The sequence below is a fragment of the Nostoc sp. KVJ20 genome (genome assembly GCF_001712795.1).
Classification (GTDB): Bacteria; Cyanobacteriota; Cyanobacteriia; order Cyanobacteriales; family Nostocaceae; genus Nostoc.
Window position 1 is genome coordinate 12,348 of record NZ_KV757664.1, and the last position, 16,980, is coordinate 29,327.

Below are 16,980 nucleotides of genomic sequence, written 5' to 3' on the forward strand. Positions count from 1 at the left end.
CTACGAGTCAGAACAAACAGCACATTACAAGTGATGTTTGTAACTGTAAAGTGGGAATACTAAATATAGAACATTGTTTTTATTTTCATACTATGAATAAACCCAATATTGTAGACAATGCAGAGCAAAAACGGCGAAAGTCTCATTGGCCTGCATATCTCCCATATCCTAGCTGCTGGTTAAAATCCTTTATTTTAATGATATTCCTGAGAGTAATTGGATTTGTAGCTGAAATTTCAATAAAATTAGGATATGATGTTGCCAAGTTTGCAAATAGCCCAGAGTTGCTGGCTATATTTGTAATAATAACTCTCCTGTCTCCAATTGCCGTTATTGCTTTCACTCATCACTATTTACATTTGTTCTTCAGCCGTTTTATTTCAGAAATTCAAGCACCAGAAATAGGTATTGTAACAGGGATAATACCAAAATTAATGAGTTGGTGGGAAGGTCTATACGGCTGGCTTGTAATTATCTTATCTACTTTGGTTACTTGTTTAGTTTGCACTATAATTTTACCTGTATTTCATCTGAGTTATACAAAACCTCCTGAAACTTACACCCAGTTTGAGCAGCAGATTATAGTAATATTTGGGATTATATGGTTAATTCAAGGAGCGCTTATTTATCAAATTGATTACTTAGTTAAGCAGCGTTTAATATCTGTATATTCTGGCAAACCAAAACTATAACTAAAGCAATAATATTGATGTTATATTCATAATATTTACTTCTAAATTACCTAAACTTCATACATTACACTCTATTTAGACTCTTCACTACGGTTTCAAAGTTTGCAGCGTTTACTTCACAGTTTCTTGAGGCTAATATCCTTACATTTATCATTGTGATAACAGTTTGAGTGATTGATACCAGAAGAATAGTTTCAAGTAGAGTTAATTTAACTAGTGAATAAGAAATGGGCTGTTAAAAGAATAACAATAAATCTGACATCAGGTGAAGCAGAAATATTAGAAAAATACTGCTCAATGACAGGAAGACCAGCAACAGACTTTATTCGGGAGTTAATTCGTTCTTTGCCAACGAGAGAAATGCCCAATACAGATTGAACTGATGAGCGCGATCGCTTTCTTTGTTCAATTCAAGCACAGAATACCAAAGCTAAAAACTGGCTCATATAATGCTGATTGCTGTATCAATAAAAAATCTACCTAAATAGTTAATAAAACAGCTAAACTAGCTCCATAGTTCAATTTCTAAGCTAGCACAACCTAAATTTATAAATTCCTTACCGAAATTTCTCACAAACAATAAAAAATCAATTCACATCGCTTGATGTAAGACATTTTTTAATACATCATCAATTGAAATTTATGATGGTAAACAAAGTAAGTACAAAACAGCAATTACCAAGCTAAAATAGTTACCGAGATTTTAGCTTATGCTGAGATTTAAACACTCTGTTCATAAAATTAAGCATCCAAAACAAGGCTTGAATCAAACCAAGCCAAAAATATTATTAGAGAGAAGGTGAAATGTTACTTGACTTGAAATTAAGCGGTATTCGAGAGCATTTTTAAGCATCTGTAAGCAGCAGCAAAGATATGTTTTACAGGACTTGAGCTAGTAATCGCAATTAAAGTTCGCCGTGAGCTTATAGTAATTAAGGCTCCTAACTTCAATAATTTTGTCCGAATAGTCCCAACTTGAGAATTTTTTAATTCGGTTTTGGCTAAACATTGTGACCGCAATGCATTCATCAAAACATAAGCAAGAGAAGAGAACCATAAACGTAGTTGATTTCCCGCAAATGTATGAGTACTAGTTCTATCACTAAAAAGTTCTAGCTGTTGTTCCTTAAAGCGATTTTCCATCTCCCCTCGCTTACAATATTTTTGTCTGTATAGTTGACCAGGGGGTACTTTATTGTTAGGAAGACTTGTAACAACAAAACGAATATTATTTCCCTTTATTCCATATTCAACCTTACAAACAACACGACGACTACGACTCCAAGATTCACGAGTCTGATAGTCTAACGACTTGTGCCAAATTGAGTTATCAATCAGGTCACAAGCAAGTTCAGAAATTTGTTCATTTGGTTTAAATACAGTTTCTAAGAATGAAGCTACTGTTGATAACTTCTGCTCAAACTCAAGCTTTGCTCTATTTTGAGTCGCCGTAGCCATTTGAATTAAACGGCTGTTTCGCGCCAATCCAAAAACGTAGTCAATTCCAGTCTGCGACTCACACCATGTCATGATATCGTCTCTGGAATAGGCACTATCTCCTCGTACTAAAATCTCAACATTCTGCCAATGGTGACGTATTTGTTTAATGACTCTCTGCAACTCTTCTAACGCCCCAAACGCTGGATCTACATTAGAAGGACGAAGTTTGGCTGCTAATAAGTGTTTCCCACAAAAAATATAAAGTGGAGCATAGCAATATCCTCCATAATAGGTATTGAAGAAAACTTGCTCCTGATTGCCGTGTACTAAATCATCAGTTACATCTAAGTCCAAAATAATTTTTCGTGGTTCTTTTGAGTAAGATTTTAGAAATATATTTACAAATAGGCTTTCAATTTCTTCTGAAGAATGTCCAATTTTATGATAACGACTGTCAGCTCCTTGTTCTACATCTTCGGGACAATGTTCCAGCCTATTTAATGTACTCTTCCCTGCTAATGTTGCAGGCTTATCTTGTACTCCAATTCTTTTTCCTAATGATAGAGTAAACATCGGATCATGACGTAATTCTTCATGGTCATTTAAGTCTTCGTATCCCATGACCAACCCGTAGATTCTTTGTTTAATTAAGTTTTCTATTGAATGGTCAATTCTATAAGGCTTTCGGTAATCTTGGAAACATAGTGCAAACTGTGATGTGATTTGCAGTTTTCTATCTATTTCAGCAATTAGGCTTAAGCCTGCATCAGATGTTACTTGTCCACCCTGGAAATTAACTACGATTGGAACTGACTTTGGCTGTTCAAATTTGAACTGTTTTGGTATACGAACTGTCGAAGCTGGGGTCATGCTCTACAACTGCTGAAATGCTTTCTATATATACATTTTCGCAGTTTTTGATCCCCTTTTTTCAGATTTGGTGAGAAATCCGCGCTTACTATCTCTTTAGATATTCCTCTGAAAGTTCATGATTAATGCTGATGTGGTTCTTAGCTTTGAGGGGAGAAGCTGAACTAAATACAAAATCATCAAAACAACAGTTTAGTTTACTAAAACATGGATTTCATCAACCAAGCACGAAATTTGGCAGATACGCTTAAAGATAAAGCGCAAGAAGCAGCAAATAATACAGCAAAGGGGATAGAAGAAGTAGTTGATGGAATCAAGAATACTACTGTAGAGATTACCACCTCAAGTATTAATGCAATTACTGATTTACCTGCAACAGCACAGCAGGGTTTTCAAGCAGTACAAAATGTCAGTAAAGCATTTGAAACAACTGCTATTGGTGTGAGTACTTCGAGTCTGTCCATAGCCGAAGCATTGCAAAAGCTGCCTTCGACTGCGGCGGAATTAGCCCTAGAAATGCCCAAGATTGCCAATAGATTCAGGTATCGTGCTGGTCTGAGAACTGGGGATTTACCTCGCTCTGACGCAGATGTGATGAAGCTTTTTGAGAAAATTCCAGGAACATCAAAGCTAGGAGCTAACGAACGGACTATTCGTGAATTCTTGAGCGATAAACATGGGAGCCATATCATTCCACGCTCTCAAGGAGGCTCAAACGGTGCTGACAACATCCTGTGGGAAGTGGGCGCTGATAATCTGCGTCGCGGAGCCGAAGTAATGACTGTTGGAGAGCAGTTTTATATTCGGGTTTACAATGCCGTAGATTCTATTGTCAGCAATTCTGGAACAATTGCTAAGTTAGGGATTACTGCTACAGGAACCGCTATTCTCACCCAAGTTATAGTCACAGCGATTTCATACTCCTTGGATCTTTATCGGGGCGACATTACTGTTGAAGAGTATAAAAATTTAATTGTAGAAGCGGCAAAGGCAGCAGGTATTGCGACACCAATTGTTTTTCTGGTCTTAGTAGCTGTATTAGCCTTATTTCCAGAATTTACAGTTGTATTATCTGCACCAGTGGTTATTGCAGGTTTCAATGCCTTATTTGGCATGAGTATTGCGATGCCGATAGTACAATCGCTACTCCGTCATGCTCAAGCTGGTGGTTTTGGCACAGAAACTGCTGAGGCTTGCAGAAATGCGCTTGATGGATCTGCGCCTACTTAAGCAACAAATCTGCGATAAATTTTAACGGGAGTGCTGCTGTAGCCTCAAGGCTACTCTCGGTTGGCTTGGTTCCATACACCAGCCGCGATCGCTAACTATCAGCAAGCTTACACATTTGCCGATGTTACGTCGCAAAAACCGGAAAAATGCTAGATTTAAGAGCTAAACGATAGCAAAAAATGTTTTTAAAATATGGCTGACCAAAAAGATAAAGCTCAAGAAAAAAACCGCCTTGAACAGCTTCAAGATGAACAAGGCAACACTGATTCTAAACACTCAGGCGGTGCTGGCGCTTCTGGCGGCAATTCAGGTGCAGGTAAATCTGGTACATCAAAAATTTCTGCCACTGGTACACCTGATGATATCGAAAAAATTGATCAAGATCAGGATCAGGAGTAAAGCTGACTCCGACGAGTCAAGGTTTAACTGGATCGTCTCTGATTAGATAACTCAACTCAACAATGGTGGATTGAATACCTTATGATTCAGTCCACATAAGCTTTCACAACGTGATCATCAGAAGGCTGTCAAAGAATTATGCCTTTGTATATTCAATTCGCACTTGCTTAACGTCAATTTGCTCAGACTCTAAAAATACGAATTGTTCTACTTCCTGTAATCCCAAAGTTTCAAACTGTGCTAATTCTGAGTTAGATAATGGCCAAGGTGGGCCCGATGGTTCAGCTTCTGTGTCTCGAACATGAGTAATCATCAACAGCGTTCCACCAGGAGCAAGTACAGAGGTAACTGAAGAAATAACCCAAGAACGCACATTCAAAGGCAAAGCTTGAATATTACGACATTCAAAAACTTTGTCAAAAGCTTGATGCCATTGTGGGGGAATTGCTAACAAATCTGCAACTACATAATTGACAGTCGAATCTGGAAATCGCTGTTGACACCAAGCGATCGCTGTCGGTGAAATATCAAAGGCAGTTACTTCAAACCCTTGATGAGCTAGAGCTTCGGCATCATCTCCCAAACCACAACCAATGACTAGCGCCTTTTGCCCAGAAGCGAACGGTTCATGATTCGTCAACCAATCTTGTAGATAAGGATGAGGAGCTAACTTAGCCCAAGGAATTTGTGCTGTGTCTCCTTTAGCTTTGGAATATAGAACTTCAAACCATGCTGAGGGATCTGATTTTTGTAAAGCTTCTGTGGCTAACTTTTTAATATAAAACTGTAAATTTTCCGGTTGTTGCTCCAACATAAAAATCGACACCACTGCATTGTCAATTATTGCAGTCTATACCAGTTGAACTGAAAATCATAATTGCAGGCTAACCTACGCGGACTAAAAGTTGTGAATCACCTTTTTGATTGTGGCTCCTCAAAGCAACCATTGGTTTACAGTCCTAGCCAAGATGAACCAAATACCAATTACCATTCACCATTAGGTGCATTTGTAAATCTGGCTTCTACCGTGCAATATAAAACTGCCCTAGACGAAAGCTGGAGCAGTTTTTAATAGAAGTAAATTATATGGGAGGCAATTAATGTTGTCCCCAGTTTATCCATAGTAGATACCGTTATATAATAGTATTCACCTCAATTTTCGTACTTTACGCAAAAAAGGAATAATCTTGAAGTTGGCATGACAAAATTTAGAAGTCAGCACAAGCCAGCGCATCACAGACGGCATCTGCGACTTTGAGCTTTTTCTTTGGTGGCATACAGAACATGCTTCCTGGTGATGGGGTGCTGAAAAGGCAAATCTGGTGATGGAGGAAGTAGCGTAGGTGCAGCCCGTCGTAGACATCGCTCTTGAAGCAAAGCGTAGCCAATCGATTTCCCAAGGCTGCCGAAAGTTCTGCTGATGTGGGCTAGTGCAGTGATGGGGTAAGGTGTTGGTGGGAAATCTGGTGCGAAGATTCAGGAAGTGCGATTGCTTGGAGGCAACATCTTCTGTTTCCTACAGCCTTATAAACAACCGAAAATAACAGAAGCTTGTACCCTATAAATAGACTGTTGAGGCTGCCATTAAAGAAAGTACAATAACATGGCTTCATTTGATGAATTTGTGTGCCATCGGAGCGTGCGCTCTCTCGATATGCTCCAAGGTGTAGTTACTTCTATCCTATTGCACTCTATTTTATTAATAGGGAGCAAATATTGGCACAGAGCTTTGATGCATGAGCCGAAGCAAGAAATTAGTCAAGAGATTCCAATCGAGATAGTTGAAGTTCCCTATAATACAACAGACATACCTCCTGAAACCTCACTCCAGGCTACCAAAAATTCTCTTGCTGGCGGTAAGGCTTTGCCAGAAAGACCTATTTCTGTGATCAAGTCAGCGAATCTGATCGGACATAAAGCCGATAACGAGCGTTCTTCTGACTTAACAGCCTCATTTCCCCTCAAAGAATTCCAGGTAGGACGGCAGCAGCAGAAAACGGAATTACCAAATCTATCTAGTCAACAACCGAAATTCAAATCTCGAAAAACAGCATCAGCATCTGCAAGCGAGGCAGTAGCACCAATGACTACACCACTGCCAGTTCCACTTATAAAAACATCACCTAATCCGAAGCAAATACCTTCAGTACCTGCAACCACAGCGCAAGTACCTAATTCTAAGAAAATTCCAGTAGCACCAGTGGCTAGACCAAAGCCAGTTCCGCTTCTGAAAACAGCGCCTTTGACAACACCTTTAATACTCAACCCGAAACAAATAATCACAGCACCTTCAACCCCAGCACAGCTACCTAATTCAAAGAAAATTGCGTTAGCACCAATGACTAGGGCACAGCCAGCCCAATTGGGAAAAACAACACTTGAAAGAGCTACGACACTACCAGCATCCAACAATCCTAAGAAGTTAGGGCAGTCGATAGTTGGATTCAGTGGGCGAACACCGACGCAAGCTGAGTCATCTCTAAAAACAGGTGCAGCAAGTTTGTTGGGTGGTACTGTGGGCATATCTAGTCAGAATTATCGCGGCGATCAACTTGCAGCTGTGCCTAATTCCAACCGCGATCGCCTTGGGGCTTCTGGTATTGATGCCCATAGTCAAGATATAGACCTCACCTCTTACTTAAATAAACTAAAGCAACGCGTTCAGAGGCAGTGGCTACCAGGAATGAGCCAGTCTAATCGACGAACGGTGCTTAACTTTACTATTAACCGTTCAGGTCAAGTTAGCAATCTCAATATTGTACAAACCTCTGGATTTAATGTAACTGATCAAGTAGCACTCAATGCTATACAGCGATCTGCACCTTTTGCGCCTTTGCCCACAGGATATACCAAAAACTACATTGATATCGAATTTACATTTAGTATCAACGTTTATGGCGAACTAAATTTATCAAGGGATGGTGGCTAACAACAGGCAAACAGAGTTTTGGCTGGTAGGTAGAACGAGTATGTAGAGCTGTACCTCTGCATCACTAAAAAATATTAATAAACAGTTACAGGAGTAAGACATTCAGGGAAGCGAAATTTATGGAATTACAAAAACAGGTAGAGAAAAATTATATTAGTACTGACAACTCCTTAAGAGCAGAATTATCGAAGAAAATTCAATGGTCTTTAACACAGCGAGATGTTAATTTGATTGGATTACTGATGCCTGTATGGTCATGGTTTTACCGTTACTATTTTCAAGTAAAAACTGATGGGTGGCATCACATACCAACAGAAGGAAAAGTGCTACTGGTGGGTTCTCACAATGGTGGAATGGCTTCTCCAGATTTAGTAATGATGATGTATGATTGGTTTTCTAGATTTGGAACAGAGCGTTTGGTGTATGGTCTAATGCACTCTTCTGCTTGGAAAGTGAGTCCAGAGATAGCCCAATTAGCTCAGAAAGTTGGAGCGATTGTTGCACATCCAAAGATGGCTAGTGCAGCTTTTGAGATGGGGGCTAGCGTTCTGGTATATCCAGGAGGACAATATGATATGTTTCGGACTCACAGCCAACGCTATAAAATTAATTTTGCTGAGAATAAGGGCTTTGTCAAGCTGGCTTTAAAACAAGAAGTTCCAATTATTCCAGTGATTTCTGTAGGCGCTCATGATACGTTGATTGTTTTATGTGATTGCTATGATTTAGTCAAACAACTACATGAGTTAGGATTGCCGTGGCTTTATGAAATAGACCCAGGAATTTTCCCAATTTATTTAGGTTTACCTTGGGGCTTGTCTATTGGGCCTCTGCCTAATATTCCTCTACCTGTGCAGATTCATACTCGTGTATGTGATCCAATTACTTTTGAAAGATATGGTCGAGATGCAGCTAAGGATCGTAATTATGTGAATAATTGTTATGAATTAGTTCATAACCAAATGCAAGAAGAGCTAAATCAATTGGTTATAGATACTCAAAAATCTTCATAAAATCAAAACATTTGAAAAAAACTCGGAGAAAAATATGTAAACAATTTGGGAAAATCTTATTTGTGGAAATTGGATAAAAACAAGCTTTAACAATAGTTACATCAGTGATATAGCAATCCTATCGCTGGCTAATTCCCCGATTTAGCTGCAAATCCAGTTAAGACTGCGGATTTTGCCGAAGCCCTAACAAATTTCCGTCAATATCCTTGAAGGTGGATAATTGCACTCCGTGACCGACATCTGTAATTGGCCCAACTGAGACTCCTCTTTCAGTCAGGCAAAGACTGGCAGTAACTATATCGTTGACAACAAAGGTATTAACAGTATTACCTGGTTCAACTGAGTTACTCAAGTTCAATCCAATTGCAAAGCCGGAGAAATCGCCTGAAAAAGGCGCAAACTGTAGATTGGCTCTTTGAATACGGTAGATACTCTCCTAAAACTCAACTGGCTGTACCTTGAATTAAGTCGCCACAGCACTAGCCGTGCATTGTTAATTTTCGTATGCTGCTTGATTGTTAGTACTTTTCCCCCTTTCGTGACAAGAGGAAGTAATGGTAAAGTAAATTTCCAATACTGGCAATGCTTCAGGGTGATTTATGAACAAAGGCGAACTAGTGGATGCTGTAGCAGCAAAGACCAACGTCACAAAAAAGCAAGCTGATGAAATCATCAGTGCTTTTTTGTCAGTCGTTACCGAAGCTGTAGCTAATGGTGAAAAGGTAACGCTCATTGGGTTTGGGTCATTCGAGCGACGCGATCGCTCAGAGCGCGAAGGGCGTAATCCGAAAACCAATGAGCCAATGACTATTCCAGCTACCATTGTGCCTGCGTTTTCTGCTGGGAAACAGTTTAAAGAAAAAGTAGCGCCATAGATGAATTGCTTTGCCACTAGCAATCCAATCACTGCTTCCTCTGTAGCGTTCGCTGTTCTCAAGGCAACGCTAGAGGGAACGTGAGTCGTTGAATTGCAGATGTAAAAAAAGCGCGATGGCGTAACCGCCCGCCGTAGGCGATCGCTGCATTTATTTTGGGCATTCTGAAAAGATAGCGTTTACTAAAGAAAGTAATGTTTAAAGGATTCGGTGGCCCAAAAAAGAAAGCAGTACTTGAGGACAATGAACTGACCACAGGGATTGTTCAGCATCCAGTTACGGGACTTTGGCAGACATGGATATCATTTACAGGTAATGATATTCAATGTATTACCGCCCATGCGAACCCTGATGATGCTGACCGGGTAGCGAAACAGATGGCTTCAGCTTGGAGTGAGGGGAAATACAAAACTGGGCAAGAGATAACAGCTTTTATTAAATCTCTGCCGACTGATGCAGTCATAGACCCATTACCCCAAAATATTGTGATGCAACTGAGCAAGCAGGCATTAAGCGCAAGGAAGTAAGAAAGAGCGATGGATTTTAAGATGAGTTTCAGACAGTTAAGAAATAGCTGGCATTAAGGCTGAGGTTGCTAGAGCCTTGAATGATAGCAAGTAATTCAGGACTAGTTTCATTCAGAAATAAGGCTGTACCCGTAGCCAAACCAGTTGGTACTGCTCCCAAGCTATAGCTCGATTTGGAGCCAGACAATAGAAGCGTATCTGACAAAGCATCAAAATCAGCAATTATAGCGTAGTCGCCCAGTCCGTCCGTAATAGCATTACTATCGCTGTAGAAGACACTTACAATAGTACCTAAGACAAACTGATCGCTGCCGGTGCCACCAGTTAAAAGGTCAACTTCAGCAATACCTCTTGCTACTGTATCTGCTCCAGTGAGTACGTCGTCACCTTCATCTCCGAACAGGCGATCGCTGCCAGTGCCACCGAAAACAGAATCATTCCCACGTCCACCATAAACAAGATCGTTACCACTATCGCCGAAAACAGAATCGTTACCATCACCACCTGTAATGTAGTCAATTCCTGCATTACCACGGATAGTATCATTGGCTGCACCACCCGCTTGGGTATCGTTGTTAGCAGTACCCACAAGATTGAGAGCAACAATACGTTTATTATTTTTAGTACTGGCATCGTTCTGCCCAGTAAATCCAGCATTAACTACTGTATTCAAGTTCAGGAGAATACTGTTGGACTGGGTAAAGCTATAACCTTGGAGTAATTCTGTATAGAGAGTGTGGGCATAACTGTGATTGCCAGCAAAATTCCACTGTCCAGGTTGAAATAAGTCATTCCAGTTCGCATAGACATCTAGGGTAGCCAAGCGAGCATCATAGCCTAAAGTTTCGCTAGTATGAATAGATACAACACGAGTAGCATCACTTGGATCTAAACGTTCGCTTGCTGCTTTGCCTTCAAACTCAGGGCCTGCTGGATCTAGTCCTACTATTTGAGCAAGAAAACGCCCTGTAGATTCACGGTAGGTTGAACCCGTAAATCCAGCAATATGCGCTCCCAGGCTATGCCCGATTAGGTTGGTGTAATTCGGATCTACGCCATTATTTATTAAGTAGGTAGCCAACTGATTAGCGACATCGCGTGTTCTGGCGGCGGCAGTGGGATACCACAAGGAACTAGCTCCTTGTTCCCAATCTACCAGAATGATATTAGCATTTGACTCACGCTGCCGAATAGTTTGGGCTATGTTTGCCATCCAGTTAGCGGGTTTGTAGTTATTGCCTGCATTGCCGCCAGTGCTTTGATAACCATGAATAACAACGTAAGTCGGTGCATTAGAAGTAATGCGCCCAGAACGGTTGATAGACCCGTTACCCCAAACATTAAAGTTGACTTCAATCATCTGAAAAATCCTATGTGTAAAATCTTTGTTTATTGAGGCTAAAATTATTTTGGTTCTTCAGTCGGTGTTATTCTTAGGTTTTTAATTAGAGTTGCTAACTTTGCTTTAAAATCAAGGTTACAGATACTTGTAGGCTAAATTTCAGCATCAAACCTAAAAAGTTTGTGATCACGGCTGTTAGTATTGCCCAGTATAGATTTTAAGTTTATTTAGCGACGGATTTAGCATACTATCTGCTAATGAGCCATTATTTTTCAGCAGAAACAGCACTTACTTGATTTTTTAAATGTTTACTGGAGAATAAATAATTAAGTAGAAAACTATTTAGGGCAACTTACCTCATGTATAAAAGCAATTTTAGATAATCGGAAAACTTTTGTCAAAAGGCCATACTAAAGCTGCTTTCGCTCTAGTATTTAGATACCAATTTAACAGTAAACATCAAGTTAAATAATTTTAAAAAATCATGTGGGATAATTAACTTTAAAATAATTAATTGATATTTTTGTTAACATTAGTATAAATTTAATTTAAAAATATCTTATTTTGGGAAAACCCTGCCCAGCAATCATTGAAGTTCCTAATTGACCGAACAGGAACAGAGCGTAGACACTCTTAGCAGCTTGTCTTAGACACGCACGTTGTAGTATTCCACGCATAAAACCTGTCAAAAAGCTGCTTCTTAAACCCCGCTTTAATAAATGATTATCTTCAGATAATGTCCGTATATTATTTAGTGAGTTTATGTTTTTGTAAATACATAAGTTTAAGTCGAGTGAGGAAAGAAAATGAATAAGTTCACCTGTTTAATGATTGTCGGGGCAGTATTGTCGATGAGTGCGCCAGCATTGGCTGAAAGTCGTGCTGTTAATATTAGTGTTGGTAGTATAGGTGGCCCTCTAGATAATGCTGCTTTGCGAACAGTTCGCCAAGTTATCGGGTTTGCGGTTGGTACTGGTACTGTTGATAAATTTATTGTATATAGCCCAAGGGAAGGCGCTCCTATTCCAATTGAAGGGGGTTTATCTGCTTGTGCTGAAGTTGGGTTTGGCGTAACTGATGCTAGATTTAATGGTTTTATCCAGCAGTTGCGTTCAATTACACCCCGCTCAGGAACTTTCCTCAATGTAGAACTTACTGCAAGCTGTAGACTCAACTAAAAATGTTGGTACTTAACCCTCTTGTGTTACTTTTAGAAAACATCATCAAAGCCTGATTCTGAAACTATAAACTAAAATTCTAAGCAAAAAACTGGAAAATAAAGCTCTCAAAGGTTTTTAGCGATTGGGCTTTCCCGGTTTAATACAAGTGGGTTAAGTGCTTGTGTCTTGTGTCTTGTGTCTTTGTGTTTTCCCTTTGCCTGATAATTATCTACACAGACTATCCCCGTCCGCCGTTCATCCAAGTCAAGTTATACACTCTGGCGATTCCACCCCAATACTATTTCTGCAATGCGTGCTAAACTATCGAAGTAATCTTCGGTGACTTTTGCCATAAAGTCTATGAACAGCGACTGCCAGTTAGTTTTTTCGCTGCATCTTTAAAGGTAGATTTAATAGTGTCAGTGAGCATGACTTTAGGGATTTCCATTATAGAGATTTAGTGGGGGCTGGTAGATCCGCGCTTCCTAAATATTCTAAATGGCTGGTACTTTATTTTTTTGTAAGTCCCTAACAGCTTTTATCCAATCACAGCCTACTGATGCTGTCAAGGAAGTGAGAAAGAGCGAATGCTCTAAATTGTATCATCCATCCAGCCACACTCACAATCCCAATGCACACGCGCTGACCAGTCCCGGTCAAAAAGACCATTGCACTGGGGACATCTGCCAGTAAACATCGGATGCCAATCAAGTAACTCCAGCTTTTGCTGTTGCGTCCACCGTTCTTGTGGCTGCACAATCAACTCGCCGTTGTAAAATGTGCGCTCTATTGTCAGTTCGCCATTAACATATCTTGCCCCTTCTGGTTCCCATTGCTGGTTATTATCGTTATAGGGATTGTCATCAGTCTCGCCAATGCCTAGAAAGTCTACAAATTGCTTAGTTTCTAATTCGGGATCATCCCGGAAATCAAGGCAGGTGTTACCGGATGGGCCAGTTGGGTGAACGGCGCAGACTAGCTGAGGGTTATGGGCGTAAAAGAGACAGCGATTGCACTCGAGTAATTTTGACATAGCACCGGTTGTAAAAGTCGTTTGCATAACGTTTGGCAAGCCTTGGCATCAGAGTTACTGCCCAACTAATAGCCAAAACTTGACTTAAACAATGGCCTAGCAGGTAGATGTCCAATGAGAGCCTCCATTTGAAAAATTAGGTCAGTGTACTGCTGCCAACTGTAGTTTAATTGCCATTCGACAGGATCGCTAAATTTAACGTAATCCTTTTAAAAAATCAAATGCTTAATGATATATTAGTACAAAAGAACTATTGAAGTGGTTTGCGGTAGTTGGTTTCCGGCAATATTGTTCAAAAATGAGGAATATGCGATGACAGATTCTAATTCCTTACTTTCTAGTTATGAAGAATTAGTGCAAAAGCATATCAGTCAATTCGACCCACAGATTGCAGATTTGCAACAATTAGTAAAAGCACGAATGCAAGAACTTCATGACGCAGAACAGACACTGGTAGAAACACAAGCAATAGAACTTAAACGGATCACTGATGCTCTGGCTACTGATGCTCGTTGCTTGTTGCCAACGCCAGGATTAAGAGCATTTGTACAAGAGTTAAAACAGACTAAAAGTAATAATTGGTACACGCGCAAATCAGAATTTAGTATTGCAGAAGATCCAACTACTTGGTTATTGGCGATGCTCGAACTACCGATAGGTTTGAGCAACTACCAAACTCACGAAGACCTGAATGGTTACGATGACGAACGTAACTTTATCGGGTATAGCTATACTCTGTCTCTAAAATTAGGTTCAGTTGAGCATTCGATCAATGAAATACCATTAAAACGCATATATAACGTCAACGAGTGTAGTGAAACTTCTATAAAAGGGCAAATTGAGGACTACATTTATGGTGACGTAAAATATTTACTTAGAGATATGGAATATCCAGAGTCACAAAAACAGCAATTAGCGGCTGAAATCAGCACATTAGTAGGTTACTCCCTCAAAATATTCGCACTTAAACCTAGAAGAGCTATTTTTAATTATTCATCCATAGAGGAAGACTGATGCAATTGTATTTGAGCTTGTCAGCCTATGGTGGAGTTTCAACCCGTGAAGCATTAACAATATTTTGGAATGCAGGAATCCGGTATGTTGAGCTAGCAATTGGGCCTCGACCTGATACTGATTCAGCGCAAGCAGTAGAGGATTTTAGACAACAGGGAATGGTCTATCGAGCGCATCATGCTTTTGTTTGCAGCGCACGCCACTATCCTTTCAATCTAGCTCAACCTCAAGATTGGAAATATTTTGAACGATTGGCAGATTATCTAGCTAGTATAGGTGTTACCGCTTATTCAGTACATGGAGGAAACTTTTGTAAAACCACTGAACGCGTTTTAGCATACACAACATTTGTAGAAAATATTCATCGTCTTCATCGGGTTTGTCTAACGCGAGGTATTGCTTTGGGTGTAGAAACAATGTATCCTACACTCACAAATAGCACTGTTGAGAACCTTTTGGATAATGCTTCAGAACTTGCTCAATTTTGCCAAGATGTTCCCCAGGTCAAGATAGTTGTGGACTTGGCCCATCTCAACATTTGGCGTGACAAAACCGAAATACTGTTGAATGAATGGTTGGGACTTCCACCAGAGAAACTTTTAGAAATTCACATTTCAGACAATGATGGACGGCAAGATATACATTCGCGGATTACGGACAATACTTGGTGGTTATCTCAGATTACTAATTTTCCAAAGGGAATTCCCTTGGTGTTAGAGAGCCGATTAAATCGATTGCCTGTTTCAGTAGTGCAGCAAGAGTACGACCGGATCGTTGCTTTAATAGTAAGCTTTTAATCTCAAATGAGATTAAGCACTAATAGATTCAGATAACAAACCAGACATATTTAATACTTGTTGCATTTTACTACTGGTAAGTGCTTTAAGTCCAAAACAGAGCGCCTGGTTGTGGGATGATATATGCCAAAATCACGAAAACTAGAAGAAACTTTATCTATTCTTGCCCAAATTCGAGAGCATCCCACAAGTGAGTCAGGGATCATAATTTTACGCCAAGTTCTTAAGAGCAAATATTCTATGGCTGTTGCCCAAGCAGCCAAGATAGTAGGCGAATCTACTATTACTGAGTTGGTTGGCGATCTTGTAGAAGCTTTTGCTCGAATGATGGTCAAACCCACACAAGTAGACCAAAATTGTCTTGCCAAGAAAGAGATAGCACAAGCACTGTATCACTTAGAATACAGCGATGAAAACCTTTTTCTGCAAGGGATTCGACATATTCAGATGGAGCCAGTATGGGGAGGAGTTGAAGATACTGCTGCCCATCTTCGGGGTATATGTGCTTTAGGTCTGGTGAGAATGAACTACTCAGACGTAATGAACGAATTAGCCGATCTACTAGCTGACCCCAAACCAGAAGCAAGAACTGCTGCTGCAAAGGCGATCGCCTACACAGGAAATCCTCAAGGTGTACCTTTACTTCGTTTGAAAACCCGCATAGGCGATCAAGCACCACAGGTGATTTCAGAGTGCTTCAGTGGTTTGTTACAACTGGCTCCGGCTGATTCACTTGCAATAGTTGCTGGTTTTCTTTTTGATCCGAAGGAGCAAATCTGTGAGTTAGCAGCATTGACGTTGGGTGAATCACGATTAGAGGAAGCATTTGATCATCTCAGAAATTGCTGGGAGCAAACAAGAAACGTAGAACTTCGTCGCACATTGTTACTCGCAATTGGGATGTTGCGACAAGATAAAGCAATAGATTACCTGATTTCATTAGTGGCTCAAGGAAAAGATATTGATGCAAAAGATGCGATTGCAGCGTTGGCTATTTATCGAGAAGACTGTGAACTTTGGCAGCGAGTTGATCGAGCTAGTGAACAAAGAGCTAATCAATTGGGACTTTGAAAGCGTTGAGGATGTAGGAAAGTGCGAAAGTCTTAGCTAATAGTAACTACTTATCTTAGGTGCATTACAGAGTCCGGCTTCTACCGCGCAATAAAAAACTGCCCTAGACGAAAGCTAGAGCAGTTTTTGATAGAAGTAAATTATATAGGAGACTCTTATTGTTGTCCCCGGTTTATCCATAATAAGTACCGTTATATAGTACTATTCACCTCAATTTTCGTACTTTACGCAAAAAAGGAATAATCTTGAAGTTGGCATTACAAAATTTAGAAGTCAGCACAAGCCACCGCATCATAGACAGCATCCGCGACTTTGAGCTTCTTCCTTGGTGTATCACAGGATGTGGTTGCTGGTGATGGGCTGCTGACGAGCGGAAATCTTAGGATAGAAGAAGTAGCTTAGGCGCAGCCCGTCGTAGACATCGCTCTTATGAGGTTAGTCCATCATCTCCCAAATCGATTGATTATCCCAAGATTACCGAAAGCTAGTGTGGTAAAACTTACTAGAGAAGACGACTCTCTAAATTAGCCAAGTAACCCTTGGGATCTCTGCGAAATCGATATTGTTCAATTCTGGCTTTATGGTGTT

18 protein-coding genes are annotated in these 16,980 nt (G+C 40.1%); 13 read left to right on the forward strand and 5 right to left on the reverse strand.

Features of this window, described 5'->3' with window-relative positions; translation table 11 throughout:
• Nucleotides 1-92: 92 nt before the first annotated feature.
• Nucleotides 93-692, forward strand: coding sequence for a hypothetical protein (locus A4S05_RS25785; RefSeq protein WP_069072636.1), 600 nt, complete (start codon nt 93-95; stop codon nt 690-692).
• A gap of 216 nt (nt 693-908) precedes the next feature.
• The gene (locus A4S05_RS39405) at nt 909-1,070 is read left to right on the forward strand and encodes a ribbon-helix-helix domain-containing protein (RefSeq protein ID WP_084227271.1); all 162 of its coding nucleotides are present in this window, start codon (nt 909-911) and stop codon (nt 1,068-1,070) included.
• A gap of 444 nt (nt 1,071-1,514) precedes the next feature.
• On the opposite strand, the gene A4S05_RS25790 is transcribed toward A4S05_RS39405, so the two are convergent.
• Complete coding sequence (locus tag A4S05_RS25790) at nt 1,515-3,002, reverse strand: IS1380 family transposase (RefSeq protein ID WP_069072637.1); 1,488 nt, start codon at nt 3,000-3,002, stop codon at nt 1,515-1,517.
• A gap of 207 nt (nt 3,003-3,209) precedes the next feature.
• Here A4S05_RS25790 and A4S05_RS25795 point away from each other — a divergent pair, with 207 nt between their 5' ends.
• On the forward strand, nt 3,210-4,232 hold the full coding sequence (locus tag A4S05_RS25795; protein ID WP_069072638.1) for a hypothetical protein: 1,023 nt from the start codon (nt 3,210-3,212) through the stop codon (nt 4,230-4,232).
• 192 nt (nt 4,233-4,424) lie between these two features.
• Nucleotides 4,425-4,631, forward strand: a complete 207-nt coding sequence (locus A4S05_RS25800) for a hypothetical protein (RefSeq protein WP_069072639.1) — start codon at nt 4,425-4,427, stop codon at nt 4,629-4,631.
• Nucleotides 4,632-4,767: 136 nt separating this feature from the next.
• Here the strand turns inward: A4S05_RS25800 and A4S05_RS25805 are convergent, their stop codons facing one another.
• A complete protein-coding gene (locus A4S05_RS25805) occupies nt 4,768-5,445 on the reverse strand; it encodes a class I SAM-dependent methyltransferase (protein ID WP_069072640.1) in 678 nt (225 codons plus the stop codon).
• Between the two features lie 93 nt (nt 5,446-5,538).
• Between A4S05_RS25805 and A4S05_RS42050 the strand changes: the two genes are divergently transcribed.
• The 3 genes from A4S05_RS42050 to A4S05_RS25820 all read left to right on the forward strand — a co-directional run bounded on the left by A4S05_RS42050 (nt 5,539) and on the right by A4S05_RS25820 (nt 8,573).
• On the forward strand, nt 5,539-5,703 hold the full coding sequence (locus A4S05_RS42050; protein ID WP_176727111.1) for a hypothetical protein: 165 nt from the start codon (nt 5,539-5,541) through the stop codon (nt 5,701-5,703).
• A gap of 531 nt (nt 5,704-6,234) precedes the next feature.
• Nucleotides 6,235-7,560: an energy transducer TonB gene (locus tag A4S05_RS25815; RefSeq protein ID WP_069072642.1), complete on the forward strand. Its 1,326-nt coding sequence runs from the start codon at nt 6,235-6,237 to the stop codon at nt 7,558-7,560.
• 119 nt (nt 7,561-7,679) lie between these two features.
• Nucleotides 7,680-8,573: a lysophospholipid acyltransferase family protein gene (locus A4S05_RS25820; RefSeq protein WP_141699808.1), complete on the forward strand. Its 894-nt coding sequence runs from the start codon at nt 7,680-7,682 to the stop codon at nt 8,571-8,573.
• Nucleotides 8,574-8,730: 157 nt separating this feature from the next.
• Here A4S05_RS25820 and A4S05_RS40605 read toward each other — a convergent pair whose 3' ends face one another.
• On the reverse strand, nt 8,731-8,925 hold the full coding sequence (locus A4S05_RS40605) for a VOC family protein (RefSeq protein ID WP_141699809.1): 195 nt from the start codon (nt 8,923-8,925) through the stop codon (nt 8,731-8,733).
• 247 nt (nt 8,926-9,172) lie between these two features.
• On the opposite strand from A4S05_RS40605, the gene A4S05_RS25825 reads away from it, so the two are divergent.
• The gene (locus A4S05_RS25825) at nt 9,173-9,448 is read left to right on the forward strand and encodes an HU family DNA-binding protein (protein ID WP_069072643.1); all 276 of its coding nucleotides are present in this window, start codon (nt 9,173-9,175) and stop codon (nt 9,446-9,448) included.
• Nucleotides 9,449-9,642: 194 nt separating this feature from the next.
• Nucleotides 9,643-9,975: a hypothetical protein gene (locus A4S05_RS25830; protein ID WP_069072644.1), complete on the forward strand. Its 333-nt coding sequence runs from the start codon at nt 9,643-9,645 to the stop codon at nt 9,973-9,975.
• A 28-nt stretch (nt 9,976-10,003) separates the two neighbouring features.
• Here the strand turns inward: A4S05_RS25830 and A4S05_RS25835 are convergent, their stop codons facing one another.
• Nucleotides 10,004-11,335, reverse strand: a complete 1,332-nt coding sequence (locus A4S05_RS25835; protein ID WP_069072645.1) for an alpha/beta hydrolase family protein — start codon at nt 11,333-11,335, stop codon at nt 10,004-10,006.
• 788 nt (nt 11,336-12,123) lie between these two features.
• Here A4S05_RS25835 and A4S05_RS25840 point away from each other — a divergent pair.
• The gene (locus A4S05_RS25840) at nt 12,124-12,495 is read left to right on the forward strand and encodes a hypothetical protein (RefSeq protein WP_069072646.1); all 372 of its coding nucleotides are present in this window, start codon (nt 12,124-12,126) and stop codon (nt 12,493-12,495) included.
• A 574-nt stretch (nt 12,496-13,069) separates the two neighbouring features.
• Here the strand turns inward: A4S05_RS25840 and A4S05_RS25845 are convergent.
• On the reverse strand, nt 13,070-13,510 hold the full coding sequence (locus A4S05_RS25845) for a hypothetical protein (protein ID WP_069072653.1): 441 nt from the start codon (nt 13,508-13,510) through the stop codon (nt 13,070-13,072).
• 312 nt (nt 13,511-13,822) lie between these two features.
• On the opposite strand from A4S05_RS25845, the gene A4S05_RS25850 reads away from it, so the two are divergent.
• From A4S05_RS25850 to A4S05_RS25860, 3 genes are all read left to right on the forward strand, one after another.
• On the forward strand, nt 13,823-14,524 hold the full coding sequence (locus A4S05_RS25850; protein WP_069072647.1) for a hypothetical protein: 702 nt from the start codon (nt 13,823-13,825) through the stop codon (nt 14,522-14,524).
• A complete protein-coding gene (locus tag A4S05_RS25855) occupies nt 14,524-15,321 on the forward strand; it encodes a sugar phosphate isomerase/epimerase family protein (protein ID WP_069072648.1) in 798 nt (265 codons plus the stop codon). Before A4S05_RS25850 ends, A4S05_RS25855 begins: the two co-directional genes overlap by 1 nt.
• A 123-nt stretch (nt 15,322-15,444) precedes the next feature.
• Nucleotides 15,445-16,392 carry a HEAT repeat domain-containing protein gene (locus tag A4S05_RS25860; RefSeq protein WP_069072649.1) on the forward strand — a complete coding sequence of 316 codons (948 nt, stop codon included), beginning with the start codon at nt 15,445-15,447 and terminating at the stop codon, nt 16,390-16,392.
• The last annotated feature ends 588 nt before the right edge of the window (nt 16,393-16,980 follow it).